General features: G+C 32.4%; 27 protein-coding genes and 1 pseudogene. 3 read left to right on the top strand and 25 right to left on the bottom strand.

What is annotated here, in order from left to right; all coding sequences use genetic code 11:
* Positions 1-84: 84 nt before the first annotated feature.
* A complete protein-coding gene (locus DYE31_RS07225; protein WP_041613113.1) occupies positions 85-288 on the bottom strand; it encodes a DUF6501 family protein in 204 nt (67 codons plus the stop codon).
* Positions 289-317: 29 nt separating this feature from the next.
* Positions 318-1,133, bottom strand: coding sequence for a VOC family protein (locus DYE31_RS07220; RefSeq protein WP_015900304.1), 816 nt, complete (start codon positions 1,131-1,133; stop codon positions 318-320).
* A gap of 169 nt (positions 1,134-1,302) precedes the next feature.
* On the opposite strand from DYE31_RS07220, the gene DYE31_RS07215 reads away from it, so the two are divergent.
* Positions 1,303-1,482, top strand: a complete 180-nt coding sequence (locus DYE31_RS07215) for a hypothetical protein (protein WP_015900305.1) — start codon at positions 1,303-1,305, stop codon at positions 1,480-1,482.
* 267 nt (positions 1,483-1,749) lie between these two features.
* Here DYE31_RS07215 and sucB read toward each other — a convergent pair whose 3' ends face one another.
* From sucB to DYE31_RS07125, 19 genes and pseudogenes are all read right to left on the bottom strand, one after another.
* On the bottom strand, positions 1,750-3,027 hold the full coding sequence (gene sucB / locus DYE31_RS07210) for a dihydrolipoyllysine-residue succinyltransferase (protein ID WP_015900306.1): 1,278 nt from the start codon (positions 3,025-3,027) through the stop codon (positions 1,750-1,752).
* Between the two features lie 11 nt (positions 3,028-3,038).
* Positions 3,039-5,834, bottom strand: coding sequence for a 2-oxoglutarate dehydrogenase E1 component (locus tag DYE31_RS07205; RefSeq protein ID WP_115314374.1), 2,796 nt, complete (start codon positions 5,832-5,834; stop codon positions 3,039-3,041).
* Positions 5,835-6,030: 196 nt separating this feature from the next.
* A complete protein-coding gene (locus DYE31_RS07200) occupies positions 6,031-7,395 on the bottom strand; it encodes a HAMP domain-containing sensor histidine kinase (protein WP_015900308.1) in 1,365 nt (454 codons plus the stop codon).
* Positions 7,392-8,054: a response regulator transcription factor gene (locus tag DYE31_RS07195; protein ID WP_015900309.1), complete on the bottom strand. Its 663-nt coding sequence runs from the start codon at positions 8,052-8,054 to the stop codon at positions 7,392-7,394. Before DYE31_RS07195 ends, DYE31_RS07200 begins: the two co-directional genes overlap by 4 nt.
* 67 nt (positions 8,055-8,121) lie before the next feature.
* A pseudogene (locus DYE31_RS12995) lies at positions 8,122-8,287 on the bottom strand (hypothetical protein).
* Positions 8,288-8,460: 173 nt separating this feature from the next.
* Complete coding sequence (locus tag DYE31_RS07190) at positions 8,461-9,084, bottom strand: phosphatase PAP2 family protein (protein WP_015900310.1); 624 nt, start codon at positions 9,082-9,084, stop codon at positions 8,461-8,463.
* A complete protein-coding gene (locus DYE31_RS07185) occupies positions 9,085-10,173 on the bottom strand; it encodes an undecaprenyldiphospho-muramoylpentapeptide beta-N-acetylglucosaminyltransferase (RefSeq protein WP_015900311.1) in 1,089 nt (362 codons plus the stop codon).
* Positions 10,174-10,184: 11 nt separating this feature from the next.
* On the bottom strand, positions 10,185-10,697 hold the full coding sequence (locus DYE31_RS07180; RefSeq protein ID WP_015900312.1) for a GNAT family N-acetyltransferase: 513 nt from the start codon (positions 10,695-10,697) through the stop codon (positions 10,185-10,187).
* A 13-nt stretch (positions 10,698-10,710) separates the two neighbouring features.
* A complete protein-coding gene (locus DYE31_RS07175; protein ID WP_015900313.1) occupies positions 10,711-12,180 on the bottom strand; it encodes a S41 family peptidase in 1,470 nt (489 codons plus the stop codon).
* A gap of 156 nt (positions 12,181-12,336) precedes the next feature.
* Positions 12,337-12,558, bottom strand: a complete 222-nt coding sequence (locus DYE31_RS07170; RefSeq protein WP_015900314.1) for a YozE family protein — start codon at positions 12,556-12,558, stop codon at positions 12,337-12,339.
* Positions 12,558-13,058: a PTS sugar transporter subunit IIA gene (locus DYE31_RS07165; RefSeq protein ID WP_015900315.1), complete on the bottom strand. Its 501-nt coding sequence runs from the start codon at positions 13,056-13,058 to the stop codon at positions 12,558-12,560. Before DYE31_RS07165 ends, DYE31_RS07170 begins: the two co-directional genes overlap by 1 nt.
* Before the next feature lie 2 nt (positions 13,059-13,060).
* Positions 13,061-13,501 carry a peptide-methionine (R)-S-oxide reductase MsrB gene (gene msrB, locus DYE31_RS07160; protein WP_015900316.1) on the bottom strand — a complete coding sequence of 147 codons (441 nt, stop codon included), beginning with the start codon at positions 13,499-13,501 and terminating at the stop codon, positions 13,061-13,063.
* Positions 13,494-14,036 (bottom strand): peptide-methionine (S)-S-oxide reductase MsrA, encoded by a 543-nt coding sequence (msrA, locus tag DYE31_RS07155; RefSeq protein WP_371860249.1) that lies wholly within the window; start codon positions 14,034-14,036, stop codon positions 13,494-13,496. Before msrA ends, msrB begins: the two co-directional genes overlap by 8 nt.
* An 83-nt stretch (positions 14,037-14,119) precedes the next feature.
* A complete protein-coding gene (locus DYE31_RS07150) occupies positions 14,120-14,956 on the bottom strand; it encodes a DegV family protein (protein ID WP_015900318.1) in 837 nt (278 codons plus the stop codon).
* A gap of 12 nt (positions 14,957-14,968) precedes the next feature.
* On the bottom strand, positions 14,969-15,451 hold the full coding sequence (locus tag DYE31_RS07145) for a dihydrofolate reductase (RefSeq protein WP_015900319.1): 483 nt from the start codon (positions 15,449-15,451) through the stop codon (positions 14,969-14,971).
* A 43-nt stretch (positions 15,452-15,494) separates the two neighbouring features.
* Positions 15,495-16,448: a thymidylate synthase gene (locus DYE31_RS07140; protein ID WP_046099331.1), complete on the bottom strand. Its 954-nt coding sequence runs from the start codon at positions 16,446-16,448 to the stop codon at positions 15,495-15,497.
* A gap of 101 nt (positions 16,449-16,549) precedes the next feature.
* Positions 16,550-16,984, bottom strand: coding sequence for a bacilliredoxin BrxA (brxA, locus tag DYE31_RS07135; protein ID WP_015900321.1), 435 nt, complete (start codon positions 16,982-16,984; stop codon positions 16,550-16,552).
* Between the two features lie 84 nt (positions 16,985-17,068).
* Positions 17,069-18,187 carry a conserved virulence factor C family protein gene (locus DYE31_RS07130; RefSeq protein WP_015900322.1) on the bottom strand — a complete coding sequence of 373 codons (1,119 nt, stop codon included), beginning with the start codon at positions 18,185-18,187 and terminating at the stop codon, positions 17,069-17,071.
* A gap of 15 nt (positions 18,188-18,202) precedes the next feature.
* The gene (locus DYE31_RS07125; protein WP_075140949.1) at positions 18,203-18,397 is read right to left on the bottom strand and encodes a zinc-finger domain-containing protein; all 195 of its coding nucleotides are present in this window, start codon (positions 18,395-18,397) and stop codon (positions 18,203-18,205) included.
* Between the two features lie 204 nt (positions 18,398-18,601).
* On the opposite strand from DYE31_RS07125, the gene DYE31_RS07120 reads away from it, so the two are divergent.
* Positions 18,602-19,309: a queuosine precursor transporter gene (locus DYE31_RS07120; protein ID WP_015900323.1), complete on the top strand. Its 708-nt coding sequence runs from the start codon at positions 18,602-18,604 to the stop codon at positions 19,307-19,309.
* A 44-nt stretch (positions 19,310-19,353) separates the two neighbouring features.
* The gene (locus tag DYE31_RS07115; RefSeq protein ID WP_015900324.1) at positions 19,354-19,746 is read left to right on the top strand and encodes a ribonuclease HI family protein; all 393 of its coding nucleotides are present in this window, start codon (positions 19,354-19,356) and stop codon (positions 19,744-19,746) included.
* Positions 19,747-19,796: 50 nt separating this feature from the next.
* Here the strand turns inward: DYE31_RS07115 and DYE31_RS07110 are convergent, their stop codons facing one another.
* From DYE31_RS07110 to DYE31_RS07095, 4 genes are all read right to left on the bottom strand, one after another.
* Positions 19,797-20,684, bottom strand: coding sequence for a 5'-3' exonuclease (locus DYE31_RS07110; protein ID WP_015900325.1), 888 nt, complete (start codon positions 20,682-20,684; stop codon positions 19,797-19,799).
* Between the two features lie 20 nt (positions 20,685-20,704).
* Positions 20,705-24,151 carry a dynamin family protein gene (locus DYE31_RS07105; protein WP_015900326.1) on the bottom strand — a complete coding sequence of 1,149 codons (3,447 nt, stop codon included), beginning with the start codon at positions 24,149-24,151 and terminating at the stop codon, positions 20,705-20,707.
* Between the two features lie 150 nt (positions 24,152-24,301).
* Positions 24,302-25,198, bottom strand: a complete 897-nt coding sequence (rarD, locus tag DYE31_RS07100) for an EamA family transporter RarD (RefSeq protein ID WP_015900327.1) — start codon at positions 25,196-25,198, stop codon at positions 24,302-24,304.
* Positions 25,199-25,223: 25 nt separating this feature from the next.
* Positions 25,224-26,348 carry a THUMP domain-containing class I SAM-dependent RNA methyltransferase gene (locus DYE31_RS07095; protein ID WP_015900328.1) on the bottom strand — a complete coding sequence of 375 codons (1,125 nt, stop codon included), beginning with the start codon at positions 26,346-26,348 and terminating at the stop codon, positions 25,224-25,226.
* Between the last annotated feature and the right edge of the window lie 51 nt (positions 26,349-26,399).

The following is a 26,399-nucleotide window of genomic DNA, read 5'->3' as shown; positions in this document are numbered from 1 at the left end:
TTCTCCTTTATGAATACTAAAAAATAGACCGGGGCCCTGAAATAAGCCCTAGTCTTTATATTTTATATAATTATTATTTTGAAATTATACTTCTTTAAAGTAATCTTTGTAATAACCGCCGACTTTTCCTGAATTATCAATGATTTGATAGTATTCTTCAGTCTCATTGATGACATCATATTGTTTTCCAACTGTCAGCATATCAGAAACAGTAAATTTCTTTGCATCTGTGTGAATAACTTCTACTTTCTTAATAGGTTCTTTGTCTTTCCATGTTTCGTGTAACATCATATCAAACATTCCTTTCTTCGGTAATTCTATGCTTTTTCATGTGTAAAGATAAATGATAAACCACTGTTTTCTGTGATTCTAAGTGATTCTGAATCATTTTGTTTTAGTGTTTGGTATGGAATACCAATAGATTCTAATTGTTGCAGCGCTTTGCGGTATTGTTCTTTAGAATCAATACTGATTTCAATCTGATCAACTGCTCCATATTCAGGAAGTGGTATATTTTCTGCAGCTTCAAAGATGTGTAATTCCCCACCTAATCCACCTTCACCTAAACGGAAAACCTGAACTTTAAAGTCGGCATCAGTTGTAGGTGCATATTCAGCAAAATGTTCTAGACCGAAAACTTGAGATAAAATTGAAGTCGTTAGTAATAATTCATTTACTTGTATAATGACAGGTCCTAAACCTTGTACTTGATGAAGCGGATTAACAGCACTGTTTTCTGACGGCATTCCCAATGGGACGCCACTATTATGTTCATTAGAGTAAATATCAATAAACTGGCCATTGTCATCTTTGAACTCAAAATGTTTATGGTTATTCATTTCGATTATCTCACCATGTTCGATGTCATGAGATTCTAAAATTTCTTGATATTCTACTAAACCAGAATCAGTTGGTGTTCTCAAGCCAATACTGAGCACTTGGTTTGTTTCAGCCGTATAATTCGGTACTTCAATAAAATGGATACGTGTACCTGGACTTAAATCAGCATCTCCAAAACGAACTGCATTTTTTGAACTTTGTTCTTCATAATTTAAACCTAATATATTATGAAATAAATTGATAGTTTCTGATAAATTTTGCGTACCAACCGTAACACTTCGTAATCCTGCCATAATACCCCACACCTTCTTATATGTTTTCCTAATCATTATAACTTATTTGAGTTAATTTTTATATGATGAGATGATTATTTGAATAGAACCTTCGAATTAAAGGTATAATAGTAATATAATAGATTAAAGTAGACATAGAGTATTGCTCTAAATAAAGGAGATGAGTATTATGGTAAACTTTATGATACTCTTTGCGATTACAGTTTTAGTTGCTGCATATTCCGGTATTATGTTTTTCACAGGTAAAATTAAGGAAAATGCTAGACTAAAAAAATCACATTATGGTGTACTGTGTGTTGTTTTTATAATTTTAGCAGTCATCGAATTAATCGTTTATAACGTTATGTGACAAAATATTAAAACAGCGACAATTGTTTTGTCGCTGTTTTTGTATTTTAAAAATTGAAATGTTGTATCTTTCTAATCGGAAATCACATTACACCCTTCTTGATTTAAGTTCAGTATTTAAACTGCTAAACTTTCTTTCAACAACTTTCTTCATTTACGTAATAATATTTTGTTTAATACTTTTTGACTGCACTCAGTTTTAATTAAAAAAATGCGACAGCTATAAAAGCCGTCGCATTAATGTTTATAACATCTATTAAGTTTAAGATTAAGATTCTAATAGTAAATCTTCTGGATTTTCAATAAGATCTTTAATTGTTTTCAAGAATCCAACTGCTTCTTTGCCGTCGATAATTCTGTGGTCATAGCTTAATGCTAAGTACATCATTGGACGGTTTTCAATAGTGTCTTTATCGATAGCGATTGGACGAGTGATGATTGAATGCATTCCTAAAATAGCAGCTTGGCTTCCGTTAATGATTGGAGTAGACATCATTGAACCGAAAATACCACCATTTGTAATTGTGAATGAACCATTCATTAAATCACCAAGTGATAATTTATTATCACGTGCTTTAACAGCTAAGTCTGCGATTGAGCTTTCAATTTCAGCAAAGTTTTTCTTATCACAGTCACGTACGAACGGTACAATTAATCCATTATCAGTAGATACAGCAATACCAATATCATAGAATTGTTTAGTAACCATTTCGTCTCCATCAATTTCAGCATTAACTGCAGGGTATTTTTTCAATGCTGCAACTGCTGCTTTAGTGAAGAATGACATGAAACCTAATTTTGTTCCATCGTGGTCTTTGATGAATTGTTCTTTTTTACGTTTACGTAAATTCATAACATTTGCCATATCTACTTCATTGAATGTTGTAAGCATTGCAGTGTTATTAGATACTTCTAATAATTTTTTAGCTGCTGTTTGCTTACGACGTGACATTTTTTCACGTACAACTGGTTTTGAAGGTTCTTGATTTTGTTTTTTAGCAGGTGCTTCTGATTTAGCAGCTTGGCTACCTTGGTTTGATTGTCCGCCTTGTTGCTTGCGATCAATATCATTTTTACGAACAACATCAGAGTTTTTAGCTTCAACTTCGCTTAAATCAATACCTTTTTCACGTGCATATTTGCGTGCTGAAGGTGTTGCATTTACGCGTTGATCGCTATTTGAACTGCTTTCTTCTTTAGAAGAAGTTTCAGATGCTGCTGGTTGTGATTTTTCTTCTGATTTTGAAGTATCTTCTTTAGAAGAAGTGTCTTCTTTTTTATCTTCAGAAGATGATTGTGATGGGCTTCCGCTGCCTTCCCCAACTGTTGCAATTGCTTGCCCAACTTCTACTGTATCTCCAGCTTCTGCTAATAATTCTTGAATCATACCTGCTTCTTCAGAAACGACCTCAACATTTACTTTGTCAGTTTCTAATTCAACAACTGCTTCACCTTTATCTACTGAGTCACCTGGATTTTTTAACCACTCAGCAATTGTACCTTCCGTAATAGATTCTGCTAACTCTGGAACTATAATCTCAGACATACTATTTCCCCCTAATTTTTATTAAGACTCTCTTCAATAATAGAATTTTGAACAAGTTTATGATTTTCGCCGTCACCTTCAGCTGGTGCAGAACGTTTAATACGACCACTGTATTGTAACTCGTATTTATCGCTTGCTAAGTCACTTAAGTATGGATATACAAATGACCAAGCACCTTGGTTTTGCGGTTCTTCTTGAACCCAAGCAATTGTTTCAAGGTTAGGAAGTGAATTGATGACTTCACGAACCTCTTCAACAGGGAACGGATATAATCTTTCTACTGCTACAAGTAAAATAGATTCATCTGGTTCTTTTTGCAAGCGTTCTTTTAAGTCGATAAACATTTTACCAGAAGCCAAAATAAGTTTTTTAATTTTTTTCTCATCATGTGCTTCAGGCAAGATTGGTTTGAAGTAACCTTCTGTAAATTTATCGATTGTGTCTGCAACAGTCTTATTTCTCAATAAGCTTTTTGGTGACATTACTACTAACGGACGCATAGCATCAGTGTCTAAGCTTGCTGCTTGTGCACGTAACAAATGATAGTAATTGGCACTGCTTGATAAGTTAACAACTGTAGAGTTGTTTTCAGCAGAAAGTTGTAAGAAACGTTCTAGACGTGCTGATGAATGTTCAGGTCCTTGTCCTTCATAAGAATGAGGTAGGAATAGTGTTAATCCTGAACGTTCTCCCCATTTGGCATAACTGCTGAATAAGAAGTTGTCGAACATCATTTGTGCCATATTTGCGAAGTCACCATATTGTGCTTCCCAAATATTCATAGTACCCTTGTTCTCTACATTATAACCATATTCAAAACCTACTACTGCAGCTTCAGATAATGGTGAGTTGTGTACATCAAATGAAGCTTTTTGGTTCGGAACATTTTGCAATGGAACATATTCGTCACCGTTGTCTGGATTATGCAATACTGCGTGTCTGTGGCTGAATGTACCACGTTCACTATCTTGACCTGTTAAACGGATTGGTGTGCCATTTTGCATGATTGTAGCAAATGCTAATTGTTCAGCTTGTGCCCAATCTACTAAGCCGTCTTCTTTTTCAAATGGCTCTCTACGTTTTTCAAGAACTTTGTTTAGTTTTTTCAATACTTCAAAGCCAGTTGGATAAGTTAATAAAGCATCGTTAATTGTTTTAAGATCATCATAAGATACATTATTTTTATCTGGTTGAAGTGGTTCTTCAACACTTTCAGGTTTAGACATATCTTTTGTTGTTGTTTTGTCATTTTTATCAATTTTATCATGCGAATTACGCAATTCTTTTTGAACATCGTCCAGTGTTTGTTCCATTTCTTCTTTAGAAATAACACCTTCATCTACAAGTTGTTCACCATAAATTTTGTCAACAGTAGGATGTTTGCGAATCGCATGGTAAGGAAGCGGGTTAGTAATTGACGGTTCATCCATTTCATTATGACCATAACGACGGTACCCTACTAAGTCGATAACAACATCTTTATTGAATTCTTTTCTGAAATCCATTGCAATATCAATTGCTTCGATAGTTGCTTCAACATTGTCAGCATTCACATGCATGATTGGAATATCATAACCTTTTGCAACGTCAGTAGAGTACGTTGTAGAACGTCCGTCTCTAGCTTCAGTTGTAAAACCGATTCGGTTATTCGTGATAATGTGCAATGAGCCCCCAGTTGAATATCCATCTAAGTTACCTAAATTCATTGCTTCAAAGTTGATACCTTGTCCTGGATATGCTGCATCACCATGGATTAAAATCGGCATAGATTTTGAGAAATCAGTTTGAACTTTTCCGCCTTCATGAGTGTCATCTTGAACAGATCTTGTTTTACCTAATACAACAGGTGCTACAATTTCTAAGTGACTTGGGTTGTTTGCGAGTGAAATTCGTTGTTCTGTACCATAAGTATCAGTTGTTTTGATACCGCCCAAATGGTATTTAACATCACTTGTCCAAGCATTACCAGATGTCAATTCTAGACTTCCATCTTCAGGTAAAAATTTCATTGGATCTGTGTGCATAAATTCAGAAATCATCATTTCATATGGTTTTTCTAAAACGTGAGTTAACACATTTAAACGGCCACGGTGAGCCATACCAATTTGAATGTTTTTGATTTCTTCTTTTGCTGCGCGTCTTAATGTTTCTTGCAACATTGGTACAAGTGTATCTACACCTTCAATAGAGAAACGTTTTGCCCCTACGAAGTTTTTATGAAGATACTTTTCAAATCCTTCTACATGTGCCAATGTTTTGAAAAGATTAATTTTTTGGTTTTTGTTTAAATCTGCTTTATATGGCGTTTCAATACGTCGTTTGAGCCATGTACGCTCCGTATTATTATTGATATGTGTGTATTCAAAAGCAATTGGTCCTTTATAACGTTTCTCCATACGTTTAATTGCTTCATATGCGTTGTCATAAATATCAGAAAAATGATCTGATACTATTCCTGGAGAAATTTTTTCTAAATCATCTTTAGAAAGATTAAAATCTTCAATTGTCAATTTTGGAACGTGCTTACGTTCTGGTCGATTGACCGGATAAATATCTGACTGCAAGTGCCCATACTGTCTGATATTATCAACTAAACGCATAACTTGTTTAATTGTACTATCGCTAGAACTTGATGCAGGACTCGCAGCCACCTCTCTGTTGTCATTATTGATTGTACTAAATAAAATTTGTAAATCTTCAGAGACTGAAGTTGGATCTTGTAGATATTGATCATATAAATCTATGATAACCCCTAAGTTAGCTCCGAAATTTACAGGTGCTTCACTTACCTGTTTGTCTTTCGTCATATTACTCCCTCCACAATATATTGAAACGCTTACAAATAAATAATATCATTAAATCTTCACAAATTAAAGAGAGAATAACTAAATGACACATAGAAAAAGAGCCGTAATGACGGCTCTTTATAAACATTTATAAACTATAATTTCAAAGTAAACAAATTGAGTATAATTATTATTAAGGTAATAAGTTGCACGTTTACTAGATGTTGAAAGTAATACTAAAAGTTGTGTAAGAATTCACTTCACTTTTGACTTGGATTGAGCCATTATATAAACTAACTATTTTGCTAGCAATTGATAACCCTAACCCATTTCCACCTTGTTTTCTTGAACGTGATTTATCAACACGATAAAATCGATCGAAAATAAAATCTAATTCATCTTTAGGTATTCCAGAACCATGGTCTGTAATTTCTATGGTTGCTTGACGATTTTTCAAAGTAGTGGAAATATCAATTTTTTTATCACGTATATCATATTTAATAGCATTATCTAAGAAAATTAATAATACTTGCTCTAATTGATAACGATTAATATCTAAGATTATCGGTTTATTGGATGGATTGAATGTAAAAGTATAATCAGGATGTAATTGTTTAAGTGATTTAATCCGTGAATTTATTTCATTATTTACATTGACTGGTTCTACATCTTTAGCATCTTTATAAGTAGATTCTTTAGTCAGCATTAATAGTTCTTCTACAAGCTTGGTAATACGATTCATTTCTTCAATCGTTATATTTAAGGATTCTTCTAAAATTTCAGGGTCTTTTTTACCCCATCGTTTTATTAGATTTAAATGACCTTGTATAATTTGTAAAGGTGTTCGCAACTCATGAGATGCATCTTCTACAAATTGTGTTTGCTGATTAAAGAGTTCTTCGATTTGTAACATCATATCATTAAATGTATCAATCAAATCATTAGTTTCTTCATAATTAGTAGGTAATTCTAATTTCTCTTGGAAACCATCTCTTCTGATTTTCCGCATTTTATTGGCCATTATAACAATCGGCTTAGCAATCTGTGCTGAAAATATATAGCTGATTGTTGATGTCACAATAATTGCTATAACACCAAATAGTACTGATAATATAACAAGTGAATGCATAACGCTATCATAACTTGCAAGAGAATGAATAATTACAGAATATCCTTGGAATTTATCAGTATCTATCGGATGTGAAACAATTAAAAAATTAGCGTTTTTTAAATGAACTACATAAACACTATGATACTTTGAGGGTTTTATTTGTTTTGTATCATTTATATATTCACTCATCGTTGAAGTATCGGCTATTTTTTTACCTTCTTCATCAAATAACATCACTTTTTGGAAGTTTCCTAATGAAGCATTTAAATCAAGCGGCGTAACATTTTCCAATGATTTTGTTGCTAATAAAGAAGATACATTATCAGCGCTTTTTTCTGCATCATTAATTTCATTATCTCGTAACGTAATACTTAAAAAATAAATGATGACAAGACTAAAGATAAATATAATAAGAAAAGTAATACTCGTTGTGACAAGCATCCATTGTGTTTTTAATTTACGTTGTTTCATTGTCTTATCACATATCCAACACCGCGAACAGTTTCAATTACTTTCTCTTTATTAAAAGGTTTTAATTTATTACGCAAGTATCGAATATACACATCGACAACATTTGTTTCGACCTCGCTATCATAACCCCACACATGATTTAATATTTGTTCTCGCTGCATAACATGATTAAGGTTTTCTGTTAGCAATTGTAATAAATCATATTCAGTTTTTGTCAGTTCAAGTTCTTGTCCGTCGATTGTAACGCGAAAAGCCGCTTTATCAATCTCAATACCTTTGATTGTAATTGTATCTTTGGCAGGCTGTCTTCTCAGTGTAGCACGAATTCTTGCCAATAATTCTTCAATATCGAACGGCTTTACAATATAATCATCAGCACCGTAGTCTAAACCAGCCACTTTATCATATGTATCACCTTTAGCAGTAATAATGATAATAGGTGTTGATTTAACTTCACGAATTTTTCGGCAAATTTCTAAACCATCCATATGAGGAAGCATTAAATCTAATAAATATAAATCATACTCTTTAGAAAGTGCGGTCTTTAATCCTTCTGCTCCATCATTTTCAATATCGACTTCATAATTTTCATGTATCAATTCTAATTCTATAAAACGTGCAAGATTTTGTTCATCTTCTACGATTAAAATTTTTGTCATGGTCAGCACCTCAAAATAAATTTTATCATAAACTTAAGATCAAGTATTTAAAATAAACAGTTAGCAATTAAAGATACTCATTTTTGTGTAAATAACTTACAGAAAAGAAAAATTCAAAAAAGTTACTTTTCTAATTGACAATCATTATCAATAATGTATAATAGTACTTGAAAATGATTATCAATACCAAATGAGACATCCCCCCACAATTTCGTTCTTATAGTATTGGTCATTTTCATATCCCCTTTTATATATGCCCGTAAATACTGACGTTATGGTTATACATAACGTGACATACTTACCGATTTTGCTAGTAAATGCAAAATCGGTTTTTTTGATTAAGAAAAAAGCATTCATGATGTTTTCTCATTTGAGAATTTATCATGAATGCTTTCTTATATTCTAATTAAAAACGGATAGGTTTTAATTTACCTTTGAAAAACACAGAAACTGTCAAGATACAGATTAGTCCAGCAGTAATTCCGCCCATAATATCAGTTGGATAATGTACACCTAAATAGATACGGGATAAACAAATCATTGCAATCATGAAAATACAAAACGCTGTCATCATGACTCTTGGAGTTCCATGCAAATAGCGAGATGCAATAAAGATAATACTTCCGAAAAACGAAGTAGAGCCCATTGCATGACCGCTTGGGAAACTATATCCGCCGATTTCAACTAAGCGTAATTTTGATGGGCGTTCACGATCAAAAGTATTTTTCATAATTGGATTTGAAATACTAGAAACTGCCATCACAATTGCAAAGAATAATGCATCGATTTTCATTTTACGTAATAACAAATAACTGACAACACATAGTGAAAGACAAATCATTGAAAATACTTCTCCAACCCAAGTTGCTCCCATAAAAATACTTGTTGTGATTACGCTATATGATGCATAAATTAAATCATAGACTTCGGTATCAATCCAGTTGCCGATTCTACTTTGATGGAAAGCAGCAATGACACTGAATATTAAAGTGAATACCAAAATTAATGAAATTCTTTTAATTCGGCTCAATTAGCTTTCCCTCGTTTCCTTTTGATTAGTATCTTTCAGAATTTTATCAAGTAAATCTTCTTTGGTAAATAATTGGTGATATTCATGCATTTGTTTTTCAATATCACTTCTATTAGATTCGATTTTATGCAGCGATTCTATAAAATTAGTTGTATTCGCTTGATCTTCAGGTAATGTTTCAGCGTAACCTTTATTTTGGAAGTTCTTAGCATTGTCAATTTGGTCTCCGCGTGACTGATCTAGGCCTAATGGGATAAGCAGCATAGGGATATTTAATGTTAAGAATTCATAAATTGCATTCGCACCTGCTCTGCTGACAACTGTGTCAGTGATTGCTAATAAATCTGTCAATTCATCAGTTACGAATTCAAATTGTTTATATCCTTCGCGTTGTATTGTTTCGTCTAATAAACCTCTGCCTGTTAAATGAATGATTTGATACTCTTTTAATAAAGTATCCAAGTTTTGACGTATTAATTCATTAATTTTTTTACTGCCTAAACTGCCACCCATTACTAATAGCACTTTTTTATCATCATTAAACCCAGTAAGTTGGAAGCCGTTTGTACGATTTCCTTCTTTTAAGTCATCGCGTACAGTAGCCCCAACAAAATCCGCCTTTTCCTTTGGCAAATATTTTAAAGTGTCTTCAAATGTTGTGTAAATCTTTTTAGCGAATTTCAATGAAATTTTATTCGCTAAACCTGGTGTTATATCTGATTCATGAATTACAACAGGAATATTTAATGAACGTGCTGCAATTACTACAGGCACAGATACAAATCCGCCTTTTGAAAAAAGAAGATCTGGTTTCTGTTTTTTTAATACTTTACGTGCATCTAAAACACCTTTTAATACTTTAAATACATCTTTAATATTTTCTACAGAAATGTATCTACGCAACTTGCCGCTTGAAATTGGAAAGTATTGAATTCCTGGAAGTTGCGATTCAATCATCTCTCTTTCAATTCCATTTTTAGAACCTACATAGAAAGCTTCGTATCCTCTTTCTTGGGCAATCGGAATCAAACTTAAGTTGACTGAAACATGTCCGACTGTGCCACCACCAGTAAATGCAATTTTCGTCATTTTTTATACCTCTATTCTTCTTCTAAAATTCTATAATATGCATAAAAAGGTTCTTCTTTATCAAAAGGATGATAATCTAAATCAGCTTCGCCTACTTTTTTAAAACCGAATTTCTCAAAAAGATTTTGTGCGCGACGATTCACTGCATACGTATCAGTCAAAAGAACATGAATATCATGATCTAATGCACGTTTTACAGCGAAATCAAAAAGTGCGGTTGCTGCTCCTTTATATTCCGGAGAACCTGCTAATCTATGAATTACGTAACCGCCTTTTCTATCAATAGGCCATTCAAGTTCATCATACCATTTCGACTGATTTTGGTCGATAACTATATAGCCGTATATGTTACTTTCTTCTTCTAGCACAAACAAAGATTGACTTTCAATATCCTCTTCAAAATGCTCTATCAAAGGGTAATTTTCATCCCATTGAGGGTTGTTATCTTGTTGCATAATTTTCTTAGCATCTTCTGTTAAATCTGAAATCGATTTTAAATCATTATGTGTAGCTGTACGTATCATACGGTTTGCCTCTTTATTTTAATTTTTTCAATAAAGTTTTAAGAACCTCATCATCTTTACTAGATTTATCAACTAACTTTTCAGTGAATTTGTGATTCGTTTCTTTATCAAAAGTACCATTTACTTCAAGCTGATTATCTTTTTGGAAAGATTCAATTGCTGATTTTAAAGTACCATCAAAATCATTATTTTCCTCTCCAGTATCATAACCTAAAGCTTTTAAACCAATTTTAATTGATTTAACATTTTTATTGTTGTCACCTTCTTTTAAAATCTTATCATCGGGAATCATGCTTAATGATTGATATTTAGGTGCAGCAATTTTAACGTCAGGTTGAATGCCTTTACCATGTATATAGTGACCTTTTGGAGTCAACCATTTCATTTCAGTATATTTAAGTAAAGATCCGTCTTTGTATTCTTTAGTAGTTTGTACGATACCTTTACCGAATGTTTTTTCACCATAAATTTTAGCTTTACCATAATCTTTCATTGCCCCAGTGAATACCTCAGAAGCACTCGCAGATCCTTCATTAACTAAAATAGAAACTTGCATATCTTTAGCTTCTTTTAAAGCATCACTTGGTGCACGCACTACTTCTGTTTCATTACCCTTTTGTAATTTTACTACAGGTTTATTTTTATCAATAAAGATATTCGACATTTTTACAGCTTCGTTTAATAAGCCGCCAGGATTATTTCTCAGATCGAGAACAATTTTTTTCACACCTTCACTATGTGCTTTTTTAATACCTGTTTTTAATTCAGCTGCTGTATTGTCTTGGAATTTATTTATGGTGAAAATACCTACATTCCCTTCTTTTTTATATTCAACACTTTTAACATGTATTTTATCTCGCTTGATTTTAAGTGTATGTTCTTGATGTGCACGTTCAATAGTCAGAGTTACAGTTGTACCTTCTTTACCGCGAACCATTTTAACTACATCTGTAAGTGATTTTCCTTTAATAGATTTTCCATTAACTTTCTTCACAATATCTTTTGGTTTTAAACCGGCTTTTTCTGCAGGAGAACCCTTCATAGGACTTGTTACACTAATTTGATGATTACGTTGTTGCATTTCTGCACCAATTCCTACAAAATCACCTGAAACATCTTCGTTGAATGATTTTGTTTCGTCTTTCGTCATATATTGAGAGTATGGATCTTTTAATTCTTTAACCATTCCATCAATAGCAGCTTCTGATAATTTATCTTGATTTTGATGTTTGTAATAATCATTTGCTAAAGTACCGTACGCAGATTCTACTTTTTTGAAAGATTTTCGTTGATCTGCATCTAATCCGCTCATTTTATGTGATATAGCAATTGTTGATAATACTGTTAAAATAACAGTTATTAAAATAATAGCTATTAACAAAATGATAAATTTCCAACGCTTAATTTTGAATATTTTCGGAGAGTTATGTAAGTCTTTTTGTTCTTGGTTTTGAGACTGTTCATTATTTTGATTTTGAACCAACTTTAAGTCTCCTTTCTAGAAATATGTTCTTTTACGCTCCAATTCAGTAAATGAAACGATAATTAATTTTACCAAATACATAGTAATCATCAAGAAATATTATCTTAAGCACAATAAAAAGGATTGATGCACGAACATCAATCCTTTTTAAACGTATTAAAATTTTAACCACTCTTGATATTCTTCGTATAAGTCGTCAAAGACGGACATTGGTTCACTTATAGATGCTTCGGTTTCAATGTAATCTGATAATGAATGGAAATCAGATTCATGTTTAGGAAAAGATAAATCATCAAAAATTTGCTCAGCCAGCTTTCCTTTTGCATCTGGGCGTCCTCTTACTGTTAAAGCAAATTGATAAAAAGAATAATCTTTCATTATGACATCGTCACATCAATAACTTTAGTTTCATTTCTTTCTAAATGATCATTTTTTTGAATATCAATATTTTCTGTTTGATCAGTATTAGTAATAATGACTGGAGAAATAATTGATTTTGCATTTTGATTAATAAAATCCAAGTCAAATTCTACTAGCGGGTCACCCACATTTACAGTGTCGCCGCTTTCAACCAATACTTTAAAACCTTCTCCGTTTAATTGAACTGTATCTAAACCAATATGAAGTAATAATTCTAATCCATTATCAGCTTTAAGACCTAAAGCATGGCTAGTAGGAAAAACGTTATCTACTTTACCATCGATTGGTGAAACTACGACACCTTCAGTCGGTTCAATACCAAATCCTTCGCCCATCATTTTTTGTGAGAATACAGGGTCTGGAATATCTTCTATATCTACAAATTTACCAGTAATCGGAGCATAAATTTCAATATGCTTGTCTGCTTGGTTTTCTTTACCGAATAATTTTTTAAACATAACTATTTCTCTCCTTGATCCTTGAAATGCGGAATTAAATCGCCGTATCCAAGTTCTTCTAATTTATCATAAGGAATAAACTGGACAGCAGCGGAATTAATACAATATCTTAAACCGCCAGTTTCAGCTGGACCGTCATTAAATACATGTCCTAAATGGCTATTACTGTCTTCTGAGCGTACTTCAGTTCTTACCATGCCGAATGATTTGTCGACAAGTTCTACCACTTCGTCATCACTCAACGCTTTCGAAAAACTTGGCCAACCACAATCAGATTCAAATTTTTCTTCTGAAGTGAATAATGGCTTGCCTGATAATTTATCAACATAAATTCCCTTTTCAAAATGATTCCAATATTCATTTTGGAAAGGAGGTTCAGTTCCATTTTCTTGAGTTACAAGATATTCAAGATCATTTAATTCATCTTTATTCTTTTTAAGCATCTTGATTCCCCCAATGTTTTTCTATAAAGTCTTTACGTCCAGAACCTTTTTGGTATTGTTCATAGTGCATAGGATTCTTTTTATAATAATCTTGGTGATAACCTTCAGCAGGGTAGAAGTTTTTATAAGGTTTAACTGGAGTAATAACTGGTTTATTAAATATCATTTGTTCGTTCAATTCTTGAATTTTAGCTAAAGCAGCTTTCTTTTGATCTTCATCATGATAAAAAATGACTGGTTCGTAACTTTCACCACGATCAAAAAATTGTCCTTTGTCGTCAGTAGGATCGAAAGTTTTAAAATAAACGTCCAAAATGTTTTCAAATGAAGTGACTTCTGGGTCATATTCTATTTGTACTGCTTCTACATGACCTGTTGTATTTGAACAAACTTCTTCATAAGTTGGATTTTCTACATGACCACCGCTATATCCAGAGACCACACTTTTGATACCTGGATAAGAAGTGAATGGTTTTACCATACACCAGAAACAGCCACCGGCTAATGTTGCATATGCCAAAAAAATTACCTCCATTCGAGTTCTAGTTATTCCCTAAGTTACCACGATTATTTAGATTTTTCTATTAGTTTGCTTTTAACAAAGCGTATGGTTGCTTGTTAAGAACGTAAAAAAGTAAGACCAATCGCACCTTTACCTGTATGTGTCGAAATTACAGGTGTTGTAAAACTCAATTCATATTCAGGCAAACCATCTTCATTAATAAATTGGTCTTTTGATTTTTCAACAAAATCTAATGCATTAGCATGGGCAATTCCTATTTTTTTAAGAGAATGATTTTCTAAAAAGTTGACTAAATCTTTTTTTATGAACTGCAAACTTGCTTTTTGTGTTCGTGGATTAGACATCAAATTAATTCGACCATCCTCCAAAGTACCCGTAGGTTTTAATCGCATAATATTACCAATCATACCTTTGGCTCTACCGATTCGTCCGCCTTTTATCAATTGTGTTAGTTGTCCGATAACAACATATACTTTAATATTGCTTTGCAAGTGTTTAACTTTTTCGACAATTTCTTCTGTTGAATGTCCCTCACTTATCCATTTCACTATATGCTCAAGTTGAAAGCCAAGTCCGTATGAAATAGATTTAGAATCAATAACAGTTACTTTTGAATCTGTCATTTGGCTAGCTTGGTATGCAGTTTGATAAGTTCCGCTTAATCCCGAAGTCATATGGATACTAATAATTTCAGAACCATCTTTTCCTAACTCGTCATACATTTCGATAAACTTGCCAATAGGAGGTTGACTTGTTTTTATGTCAATGTCATCTTCAATTAGTTGAATTACTTCCTCAGATGAAACATCTACTTGATCGATATATGATTTTCCATCTATTGTTAGATTCAAAGGAATTACATGTATATCATGTTCCTTTAAAAATTCTTGAGGTAAATCTGATGTGGAATCTGTAACAATTTTTTTACTCATTTGAAAACCCTCCTATTGCTTCTTACGAACTAAATGCAGAAAAGTATGTGGAATTGTGTTTTTGTCATCTAACTCCCCTTTAACTGCAGATTCTACTTCCCAATTTTCAAAAGTGTAAGGTGGGAAGAATGTATCACCTTGAAACTTATCTTCTATAACAGTAATGTACATATCATCCACTTTATCTATAAATTCTTCAAATAAAGTTTGTCCTCCAAAAATAAAGACGTGTCCTGGCAAATCATAAATTTCATTTAAATCGTGAATAACATCCACGCCTTCAGGATGAAAAGCAGAATTGCTTGTTAATACGACATTTCTGCGATTAGGAAGCGGCTTCCCAATAGATTCATAGGTTTTTCGACCCATAACAAGTGTATTGCCAGTAGATAATTTTTTAACGTGCTTCAAATCATTAGGCAAATGCCAAGGTAATTGATTATCTTTTCCAATGACCCTGTTTTGATCATGTGCAACAAGGATTGATAAAGTCATTAAAAAATCCCCTTTCGTTTTTTCTGTTCGTTGATTAATTTAATTATACTGCGATAGGTGCTTTAATACCTGGATGCGATTGATAATTTACGATTTCCAAATCTTCATATTGAATTTCAAAAATGGATTTATCAGTATTGATTTTTAATTGCGGTGGAGCATAACTATCTCTTGAGAGTTGTTTTTCAATAGCATCTATATGGTTTGAATAAATATGAGCGTCTCCGAATGTATGTACAAATTCTCCCACTTCTAAACCACATTCTTTAGCAACTAAATGCGTTAACAAACTATAACTTGCAATATTAAAAGGAACTCCTAAGAAAATATCCGCACTTCTCTGATAAAGTTGGCAACTTAACTTGCCATCTTGTACATAAAATTGAAACATTGTATGACATGGTGGGAGAGCCATTGTGTCAATTTCCGATGGGTTCCAAGCGGATACAATATGTCTGCGTGAAGTAGGATGCTTTTTAATTTGCTCAATAACAGTAGCAAGTTGATCATAATGCTTTCCATCTGCACCTACCCAATCACGCCATTGTTTGCCATAAACATTACCTAAGTCACCATGTTTTTCAGCGAATGCATCGTCATTTAAAATTTTCTTTTTAAACTTATCCATTTCTTCTTGATAACGTTCATTAAACTCAAGGTCTTGCAAAGCACGGTGACCAAAATTGGTCATATCAGGACCAGTATAATCTTCTGATTGAATATATTTTTCAAATGCCCACTCATTCCAGATATTATTATTATATTGAAGTAAGTATTTGATATTAGTATCACCTTTTATGAACCAAACGAGTTCAGTAGCTAATAATTTAAACGAAACTTTTTTTGTAGTAAGTAATGGAAATCCTTCAGATAAATCAAACCGTAATTGGTGGCCGAACTTTGAAATTGTACCTGTATGTGTACGATCGTCACGTTCATTTCCGATTTCAAGAATCTCTTTGCACAAATCGTGGTATGCTTTGTCAAATTTATTCATATTGGCATCCTCCTTTTTATGTATATCTTTATAGAAAAAGGGACAAATGATGTTCTGTAAGTCATTTGTCCCTTTCCATTACATGGTATTAATATGATAACTTAGCAATTTTCGTCAAACATATCTTTAATATCCATGCAGATATCTTGAATATCTCTACCTTCTATATACTCACGTGGCATAAAGTGTTTAAGTTCAGTACCTTTGAATAAAGCGTATGAAGGGCTGGATGGAACTTGTTGAATAAATTCTCTCATCGCTTGTGTAGCTTCTTTATCTTGACCTGCAAATACAGTAACCTTATGATCAGGTTTTTTGTCATTTTGTTCAGCTACTGCAACAGCTGCAGGACGTGCTAAACCAGCAGCACATCCGCAAGTAGAATTAATGACTACGAATGTTGTTTCGTCTTTTCCAACATTTTTCATATAATCATTTACAGAATCTGCTGATTCTAAACTTTCAAAATCGTTTTGAGTTAATTCACTTCTCATGCCTTGTGCTAACTCTTTCATATATGCTTCATATGCATTCATGCATAACAACTCCTTGTAATTATTATAATTTATTTTACATGAATTTTGTATATTTGTAATGCAACTGAATTTCCAATACTACAATTATTTATTACGGTTTGCAATTTGTTTCCAAACAGAGCCTAATGCTTCATCACCATTTTCAATTCTTGAAATAGCCATTTGAATTTGCAATTTCACTTCGTAAGCATCATCATTTTCATGAGCTTTTAAAGCAGGTAATTGTGCTTCTCCGCCTTCATCAAAAATAAACATTGCAGCACGCCAACGCACGATTTTTTGCGGATCATCCAATGCTTTTTCCATTTCTGGCAGCGCATCTTTATATCCTAAATCACTTAACCCATCTCCAGCTGTACGTCTTACCCCAGGGTTTTTATCATTCAATCCTTGATAAAGATATGGTAATACAGATTCATCATCAACCATACTAGCTAACACAACTGCTTCACGTCTGATAGGTACTTTCGGATGATTCAATGCAGCTTCTAAAAGCGGATAATCATCTTTTGTCGGTGTTGGAAATGATTTCAACATTCTAAGTTGTGCTTTCCAATCCTCAGCTTGATTAAACTCATCAAGCGTCACATGTTTATATTGCGTTGAAGGTACAACAATTTCTGTTTGTAATGCTTCTTTTAGTAATTCATCTAGTTTTTCAGTTGGATAAAGTGCAATGATTTCTTCTTCAACTTCAGACATCACTTCATCAATATCACCATAGCGTGTGCCTAAGTCTTCCCATTTACGCATGAAAACAACATTATCATCATCTTTTTGTGCATCTAACATTGTATCTACAAATTTAGCAGGTAGTTGTTTTCGTTCTTCTTTTTCAGTAGTGGATAATTTAATTTGATAAGGTATCCCTTTAAAAACTAATACTTCTGCTTTGATTTCACCATAATGTTCATCTGGTACTGGTTCATCTGTTTTTCCAGCTCCTGCATCTTCATTTAAAACAGCAGTGATTTTTGGAAGCACTTCTTCCCAATCTGCTTTTGGTGTTTTATCTATCGCAAGGAAATCAATAACATAAAATATTGATTTTACACCTTCTAAATCTAATAAATGATTAATAAATTCTGGCTGTCCTTCTTTAACTGCTGTGTAAGTGGAGGATTGATTGTCCTCTCTTTGTTTATTTAATACTACTTTCATAGTATTAGGACTTGGTGTCGGTTCTATACGAACGATCTCCATCGATATTCCCTCCATTTATTGTAATTCGTTGCCAAATTGCTTGATTTGTTTTCCGACTGAACATTCATATATGCAAAAATGATGTGCGTATGTTTTGCCATGTTCTTTTCGATTATATAGTTTTAATTCACAATTTTTGCAGTAAGTGTTCAATAATTCATCAATAGAATCAAGCGCCTTTTTTTCTGATTTAGTAAAAATAATCGTCACTCCCTTATTTATTGATACTTTTACGATTATAGTTTCTAGACGATTAATTTTAGTGTCATTATATCACGAGAGCGTAATGAGTTCATCTATTGAAACTATCATTAACGAAATAGCCATTGCATTAAGTAAACAAATTTAATAGAATATATAAGTTGAGTTTGCGGTTTCTAAACACCCGCATTATCAAAATTTAGGAGGAATAATATGTTTTTTAATGAAATAATGGGAATTGTTGCATTCCTAGTAACCTTTACTTTAATGGTGACAATGTTTAGATTGTTCGGTAAACAAGGTTTAATAGCATGGGTAGCTATGGGGACAATTATAGCCAATATCCAAGTTATAAAAACAGTAGATATATTTGCTATTTCAGCGACTTTAGGTAATGTGATGTTCGCATCTATATACTTAGCAACTGATATTTTAAATGATATTTATGGTAGAAAAGTAGCAAAAAGAGCTGTTTGGATGGGATTCACATCGTCATTAGTAATGATTATATTAATGCAATTATCATTGCACTTTATCCCAGCTCCTGAAGATATGTCTCAAAAAGCTTTGAGCACAATTTTTAATATTGTACCACGAATTGCTTTAGGTTCAATTATTGCATATATAATAGGTCAGCATATTGATGTGTTTATCTTTAATGCAATCAAGAAAGTATTTAAATCAGATCGAACTTTTATTTTAAGAGCTTATGGAAGTACAATTTTGAGTTCGATTATTGATACAGCATTGTTTGTTTGTATTGCTTTTATTGGCTTACTGCCTGGTAATGCAGTTTTTGAAATATTCATTACAACTTATCTATTGAAACTTGTAGCTACTATCTTTAATGTACCTTTTGGGTATCTTGCAAAATCAATGTATAGAAGCGGTAAAATCCAAGCAAAAGATGAAGGATATTAATAAGAGGGTATTGAAAAATGTAGTGAAATATTGAGGTGATGAAAATGGCTAAGATATTTTTTGATGCTGCTGTAAAAGGCAATCCTGGTCCTGCATCAATTGCAGTCGTAATTGTTGAGGAATCAAATCATCAAATATATACGAAAGATATTTCACCAACAGATAATCATTCTGCTGAGTGGGAAGCATTTATTTTTGCATTAGAGTGTGCTGAACAACAGGAAGTTGATACTGCCCTAGTTTCAACAGATTCAAAACTTGTTGTAGATAGTCTGGAAAAAGGTTTTACAAAAAATGAAAAGTTTAAATCTTATCTAATGGAAGCAGCCAAAAAAATGAAGGTATTTGATTTGTGTTTGATTAATTGGATACCGCGAGCACAAAATAAAGAAGCAAATCACCATGCCCAACAAGCATTATATCAACAATTAAAATAAACAGGATTGAACAAAATGTCTATTACATTTTGTTCAATCCTGTTTTTATTTTAGAATGGCATGAATTCTCTATTGATAAATTTACTTGAAACTTTTAGATCATGATCATCGCATATTTGCATGGCATTGATATAATCCACTTGATATTGCATTTTATTAAATAATGCTTCTATATCCAATGGCACCTCAGTATGAATAGCGGCAAGTTGTTTAGATAATTTTAAATCATCCATATGACTAATGATTTTCTTTTGTTGTCCAGGTGTTAATTCGTCAATATGATTAATTACATTTTCAACAGATTGATATTGTTGAATCAATTTTAATGCAGTTTTTTCACCGATTCCTTTAACACCAGGATAGCCATCAGCACTATCTCCCATAAAAGCTTTAATATCTATAAGTTGAAGCGGATTTAAATTATATTCCGCTTGATAACGCTCTAAATCATAACGATTATAGATATTAAATCCTTTTTTGGTTAACCAAACTTGAACGTTTGGATTGATGCATTGCAAAATATCTTTATCTCCAGTAACTATATATATTTTATTCTCTTTTGATAAATTGTTGCTTAAAGTGCCTATTACATCATCTGCTTCATAGTTTTGCACACCTATATTTATAAAACCTAATGCTTCTGACATTTGTTTAACTAAATCAAATTGTGGCTTAAGTTCATCTGGTGGTGCTGGACGATGTTGTTTGTAGGCTGTAAACACTTCGTTTCTGAAAGTTTGTTGACCCATATCCCAACATACAGCAATATGAGTAGGATTAATATCTTCGATAGCAGAAAAAATATGTCTAATAAATCCTTGCACACCGTTTGTAGGTGTACCTTCCCTATTTCTCATATATTGGTTATGGATACTTGTAGCATAGAAATGGCGAAATAAAAGCGCCATTCCATCTACAAGCAATACTCTATTACTCATGTAAATATCCTCTTTCTAAATTATAAAATTGATTTTAGTTCTGCATGAGCTGAATCAATTTGCTTAATTAATGATGTATCTAATTTAACTTTAAGCAATTCGTCAGCTTGTTGATGTATTTCATCTGAAATAGCATTAATTTGTTTTTCAGCAGTTTGGCCCATCAGCTTCACTTGTTGTTCTAATTGTTGACGTAAAAGGTTGATATCATCTTGCAGTAATTCTACTGTATTCATCGTAACGTCTTCTTGAATTTCTTTTTGAGCTTTAGGCTGTAATAAACGTTTTTTAGATAATTTTTTTGGAAGTGATTGATACATTTGCTCGAAATCTATGTGTAATGTATCGATTTCATCTTTATTCATATCGATATTAAAGTGAGGATGTATCAAAATATGCAACTGATTTAATTGTTTTACCACTGGAGCAAGCTGTTCTTCCAATTGTTGATTAAAGAACTTTTTAATTCGCTCAGCAATTAATGTCTGTTCCATATAAAGTCTTGCATGAATTTGTTCCAAATAAGTTTTTACTGCGATTCGCTTCTCATCTTCAAAATCTTTATTTTTAGTCATTTGTGCATTAAATACAGTTCTGACTTCATCAAAAAGTTGAAGTTTTAAACGTTCATTTAAATGATAAATCTGATCTTCGACTTCGTTATAAGCATGTTGTTTAGAAGTCGATAAAGTTGTTTCTGGGATTGCACCTTTTTTATTAATTTCTTGTATTTTATTCTGACGTTTTTCCATTTCTTGGCGATTATTTTGAAAATCCTCAGACATTTCAGCAAAGGAATTACAGATTTGTTCTAATTGTGATTTCATTTGATGTTGTAATACAACTTTAGATTCAACAGAAGCAAAATAATCTAAGCTTTCTTTAAGTTTATCAATGCCTTCATCGCCTTCTTTTAATGAACGTCTGCTAGAAACAGAATAAATATCTGCAGGCATGTTCACTTGTTCTAAAGCATCTGATACATAATCTTCAACAGCTTCTAAATCACTTTGAGATTCAGCTAAATCAACAGCGTTGATAATCATTTTGAATGTTTGATTTTCATTTAATTGATTCATTTCTTTCATATATTCAATAAATGCTTTGTCATTGTCCGTAAACGAATGATTGAAGTAGCTGACGTATAAAATTAAGTCAGAAGAAGTTAAAATCTTTTCTGTTTCGTTAGAATGTCTTTGGTTATTTGAATATAAACCTAAAGAATCCACGATAATTTTATTTTTAAGCCAATCAATAGGCAATTTTAAATGAACGGTTTCTACAAATGCTGCATAAGCATCTTCAGCACTCCATTTTTTAACTTCATCTTGATTAATATCGTGAGTAAGACCATCTTTTAACATATCTTGGTATAAATCTAATTGTGATTTAACTGCATTTACAAAAGCTAATTGTTCCTTTTTTAACGAATTTTTTAAAGCAGTTGTATCAGTATCTTTAAAATCATTTAAATTATCAAAGTGAAACTGTTGTGTTTCTACAAGTTGATTTAATTCAGCTAATAATTGCTCTTCTTTTTTTAAGGTAATCGCAATTGAATCCCCATAAGAAAGTTCTGTTGTAGCAGCTGTTGTCGGATTTGGTGAACTAACAAGATAATTATCACCTAATAACGCGTTTATTAAACTGCTTTTACCAGCACTGAATGTACCAAAAACTCCTATTTTCACAATTTGTTGATCCATTCTTTCAATTGCTGCATTCAAATCGTCTTTTGTTTGTTGGAAAAGTGGCACGGGTTCAATAATATCAATACCTTGTTTGATAACAGATAGATCAATATTCTCTTCTTCATCGTTCTGAATTTTTTTGCTTGTTTTTCCTTTTCGCTCAGGTTGTTCTAATTCTTCTTTTGTATATTTAATTTCAGTACGATCAATTAATTTATCTAGAGAGTCATCTAAGTGAATATAATAATGTTGATAGTTATGTGTTTCGAGAGATTCTTGTAATTCTCGTAACTTGATATATTTTTCATATTCACTATAATCAGCAGATTCATCTTCTTCTTCAATGTTTTGAGATTCAGCATATTTTACAGCATCTTTTAAGAGCGGGTCAGAATCTTTCTTTACATAATTATGGATTGCTTTGACTACGTCATCACAGAAATTTAAAACATATTGATTGCTAATACTCATTTGCTCTTGATACAAATCAGAAATTAAAGTTTCTGGAATCTCATAATGTTGATTTAAAATAGCATTACTAACAGATGAACGATTTATAAATCGAGTTAAAAAGGACATATCTTCACGCATTGGCTGTCTCACTTGTTGATTGACGAGATCCTGTAATTCAGTCATTACGTCTTCTAAACGCGCTTGACGTTCTTCTTCAGTTTTTTTCTTTTTATTAAAGAGACCGCCGACTTTAAAAGTTTTTACCCTGCTTTCTAAATATACTCTGATTTTTTCTCGCATTTCATGAGGCATAAGATAAGCATTATCTAGAATTTTTTTACGTTGATATTTAAGGTAGTTTAATAATTTTTCAGGGTCATTCAGTAATTGTGCTTCTTCACTTACTGATTGGTTTTGTTGGAAATTGAGATATGCCTGATCGAATTGTGCTTCCTCTATATCTAAGATACTTAAAATATCTTGCATTTCAGATTGTATATATGAAAGTTGATCATCAGTAATAAATTCTGTAATACGTTTAATATAATCTTCCATTGATTCTCGATGATTATCTTGATATACCAAGAAGTCTGATAGTTCATCAATTTGGTTTTCTGGATAATCAAACTTAGATACATAGAAAGTTCTTAGTATATCCAAGTCCCATTCATTAATGGCATTATCAATATTTTGTTTGAATTCTGCAAATGATAATTCGTCGTCATTATGCTTGTCAATTTGATTAATTACAAATACAACAGGAATTCCTGCATGATTAAGTCGTTTCATAAATTGGAAGTTCATTGCAGATTGAACATGATTATAATCAACTGTATAGAATACGATATTACTTGTGAACATGAATTGTTCTGTAGAAGCTTGGTGCAATGATACGTTTGAGTCAACTCCAGGAGTATCTTGTAGAGTAAATCCTTTATTAAATTTATTTGAGTCGAATTTTATTTCTACAGATTCAACATCCCCGTTTTGTCTGTTTAATTGTTTGACCTCTTCATAATCACTAAGTTTTGTATATTTTTGACCCTCTAAGTTCGCAATAATTTCACTTTCGTCTGATACTGATACAATCGCTGTATTACTTGTTGTCGGCACTGGAGAACTCGGTAAAATTTCTTGTTCTAATAATAAATTGATCAGTGTAGACTTTCCGGCTGAAAAGTGACCTACAAAAGTCAAAGTGAATTGATTTAAATATACTTTCTTGATGACTTGATTAATAATATGTACTAAATCTTCGTGGTTAGATTTTTCCACTTCTTTTTTTAATTTATATAAAATATCTAATTGGTTCGTACTAGACATATATGTTGTTCCCCTTTTTTAATAACGTTGTGTTAATTGTATAACAAAAGTGTCAGACTCTAAAGGATAATATTCTTTCTTAAACAAAATCAAAAAGACACTTAATTTCCCATCATCAAAACTGATGAGATTTAAGTGTCTTTAAATGCATTATGTTGCAGGATTTTTATCTTTTTTCATTTGAACATATTGGGAGATACAATAGACTATAATACCTGCCCAGATGAAAATAAATGTAATCAGCTGATTAATATCAAAGGCTTCTTTATAAACAAAAATTCCCAGGATAAACATTAAAGTAGGTCCGACATATTGGATGAATCCCATTAAAGATAGAGGTATTCTGCGAGCACCTGCAGAAAAACTGATAAGTGGGATTGCAGTAATAGCACCTGAGAACAATAACCAGAAAGTAGGCATATTGAAGCCGACTGTGGTTTGATGTGTTGTCCATAGATAAATGATATAAATTAAAGCAGCTGGTGTTGTTACAATACATTCATACGTAATACTGCTAAGTGCATCAATTGGTACAATTTTCTTCAATAATCCATAAAAACCAAATGATAATGCGAGCATAATTGAAACGATAGGAAACTCTCCTATTTTAATGGTCATATATAATACACCGATAACAGCAAAAATAATAGCTAACCATTCCATTTTAGTAAAACGTTCTTTTAAGAATATCATAGCCAAAATAATGCTGACCAATGGATTAATATAATAGCCAAGGCTGGATTGTAAAACATGATTATTGTTTACAGCCCAAATAAAAGTACCCCAATTTATCGTTATAATGTATCCAGCAGCAGTCAAAGCAATAAGTTGTTTCATAGTCAGCAGCTTTATGTTGTTGATAAACTGCGTATATTTACCCATTGCATAAATTAAAACAACCATGAAAATCATAGATAAGATAATTCTGTATGCAAGTATTTCAAATGGACCTATATCGTTGAGTAACGACCAGTAAATAGGAAGAGTGCCCCATAAAATGTATGCTATTAAGGAATACAATATTCCGCGTTTAAATTCTTGGTTCAATAGTAGTCCTCCTATTCAGTTGTATTTATTTTTTGTTTGCCCAGTATTGGTAATACGTACATTCAATGTAACCATTGAATAATTTTCTACGTTTTGTTGCTTTACGTTGTGTTAAGAATTCAAATTCTTTATTACTTGTTAAAATGTATTCTGATAAGTTTGGGTGTTCTTTCATTAATTTACCTAAATAACGATACATTTCTTCGACTTCATCACGATCGCCGATACGTTCACCATATGGCGGATTTCCTATTAGTGCGATAGGTTTGTCTGTATGGATATCTAACGTGTTGACATCTTTCACTTCAAAATGGATGACTTCACCTAATCCAACTTCCTCTGCATTTCGTTTTGCGATTTCAACCATTTCAGGATCGATATCATATGCATATACTTCTACTTCTTTATCATAATCAGCTTGTTGGTCTGCTTCATCACGTAAAGTGTCGTAAAGTCCTTCTGGCATAATATCCCAAGTTTCAGAAACAAATGAGCGATTAAATCCAGGTGCAATATTTTGTGCAATTAAGCAAGCTTCAATCGCTATAGTACCTGAACCGCAGAAAGGATCGATTAATGGTGTATTTCCATTCCAATTCGCTAGACGAATTAAAGCTGCTGCAAGAGTTTCTTTAATAGGTGCTTCACCTTGAGCAAGGCGATAACCACGTTTATTCAATCCTGATCCAGAAGTATCAATCGTCAATAATACTTGATCTTTGTGAATTGCAACTTCAACAGGATATTTAGGCCCAGTTTCATCTAACCAACCTTTATGTGAATAAGCTTCTTTTAAACGTTCTACAATTGCTTTTTTAACAATTGCCTGAACATCAGGAACACTATGCAACGTAGATTTAACACTGCGACCTTGAACAGGGAAATTGCCGTCTACAGGGATAATTGATTCCCAAGGAATATTTTTTGTTTGTTCAAATAATTCTTCAAAAGTAGTTGCTTTGAAGCGTCCCATTACTAATCGTACTCTATCTGATGTGCGTAACCAAAGATTACTTTTCGCAATGGCTGTTTCGTCACCTTCAAAGAATATTCTACCGTTTTCGACTTCAGTATCGTAACCAAGTTCATTGACTTCTTTGGAAACTACTGATTCAAGCCCCATAGGACATACAGCTAATAATTGATACATACGCATTTTCCCTTCCTTCTCTATGATAATTACTTTTCAATTGTAGCAGAG

Origin of the sequence: Staphylococcus carnosus, assembly GCF_900458435.1 — a bacterium.
GTDB classification, from domain to species: Bacteria; Bacillota; Bacilli; order Staphylococcales; family Staphylococcaceae; genus Staphylococcus; species Staphylococcus carnosus.
The sequence above is the reverse complement of the archived record's forward strand: the minus strand, read 5'-3'. Positions and strand labels throughout refer to the sequence as shown.

Excerpts from the sequence above, each read along its gene's own strand:
- DYE31_RS07225 (WP_041613113.1), bottom strand. The coding sequence starts at position 288 with ATGTTACACGAAACATGGAAAGACAAAGAACCTATTAAGAAAGTAGAA.
- DYE31_RS07220 (WP_015900304.1), bottom strand. The coding sequence starts at position 1,133 with ATGGCAGGATTACGAAGTGTTACGGTTGGTACGCAAAATTTATCAGAA.
- DYE31_RS07215 (WP_015900305.1), top strand. The coding sequence starts at position 1,303 with ATGGTAAACTTTATGATACTCTTTGCGATTACAGTTTTAGTTGCTGCA.
- sucB (WP_015900306.1), bottom strand. The coding sequence starts at position 3,027 with ATGTCTGAGATTATAGTTCCAGAGTTAGCAGAATCTATTACGGAAGGT.
- DYE31_RS07205 (WP_115314374.1), bottom strand. The coding sequence starts at position 5,834 with ATGACGAAAGACAAACAGGTAAGTGAAGCACCTGTAAATTTCGGAGCT.
- DYE31_RS07200 (WP_015900308.1), bottom strand. The coding sequence starts at position 7,395 with ATGAAACAACGTAAATTAAAAACACAATGGATGCTTGTCACAACGAGT.
- DYE31_RS07195 (WP_015900309.1), bottom strand. The coding sequence starts at position 8,054 with ATGACAAAAATTTTAATCGTAGAAGATGAACAAAATCTTGCACGTTTT.
- DYE31_RS07185 (WP_015900311.1), bottom strand. The coding sequence starts at position 10,173 with ATGACGAAAATTGCATTTACTGGTGGTGGCACAGTCGGACATGTTTCA.
- DYE31_RS07180 (WP_015900312.1), bottom strand. The coding sequence starts at position 10,697 with ATGATACGTACAGCTACACATAATGATTTAAAATCGATTTCAGATTTA.
- DYE31_RS07170 (WP_015900314.1), bottom strand. The coding sequence starts at position 12,558 with ATGAAAGATTATTCTTTTTATCAATTTGCTTTAACAGTAAGAGGACGC.
- DYE31_RS07165 (WP_015900315.1), bottom strand. The coding sequence starts at position 13,058 with ATGTTTAAAAAATTATTCGGTAAAGAAAACCAAGCAGACAAGCATATT.
- msrB (WP_015900316.1), bottom strand. The coding sequence starts at position 13,501 with ATGCTTAAAAAGAATAAAGATGAATTAAATGATCTTGAATATCTTGTA.
- msrA (WP_371860249.1), bottom strand. The coding sequence starts at position 14,036 with ATGGAGGTAATTTTTTTGGCATATGCAACATTAGCCGGTGGCTGTTTC.
- DYE31_RS07150 (WP_015900318.1), bottom strand. The coding sequence starts at position 14,956 with ATGAGTAAAAAAATTGTTACAGATTCCACATCAGATTTACCTCAAGAA.
- DYE31_RS07145 (WP_015900319.1), bottom strand. The coding sequence starts at position 15,451 with ATGACTTTATCAATCCTTGTTGCACATGATCAAAACAGGGTCATTGGA.
- DYE31_RS07140 (WP_046099331.1), bottom strand. The coding sequence starts at position 16,448 with ATGAATAAATTTGACAAAGCATACCACGATTTGTGCAAAGAGATTCTT.
- brxA (WP_015900321.1), bottom strand. The coding sequence starts at position 16,984 with ATGAATGCATATGAAGCATATATGAAAGAGTTAGCACAAGGCATGAGA.
- DYE31_RS07130 (WP_015900322.1), bottom strand. The coding sequence starts at position 18,187 with ATGGAGATCGTTCGTATAGAACCGACACCAAGTCCTAATACTATGAAA.
- DYE31_RS07120 (WP_015900323.1), top strand. The coding sequence starts at position 18,602 with ATGTTTTTTAATGAAATAATGGGAATTGTTGCATTCCTAGTAACCTTT.
- DYE31_RS07115 (WP_015900324.1), top strand. The coding sequence starts at position 19,354 with ATGGCTAAGATATTTTTTGATGCTGCTGTAAAAGGCAATCCTGGTCCT.
- DYE31_RS07110 (WP_015900325.1), bottom strand. The coding sequence starts at position 20,684 with ATGAGTAATAGAGTATTGCTTGTAGATGGAATGGCGCTTTTATTTCGC.
- DYE31_RS07105 (WP_015900326.1), bottom strand. The coding sequence starts at position 24,151 with ATGTCTAGTACGAACCAATTAGATATTTTATATAAATTAAAAAAAGAA.
- DYE31_RS07095 (WP_015900328.1), bottom strand. The coding sequence starts at position 26,348 with ATGTATCAATTATTAGCTGTATGTCCTATGGGGCTTGAATCAGTAGTT.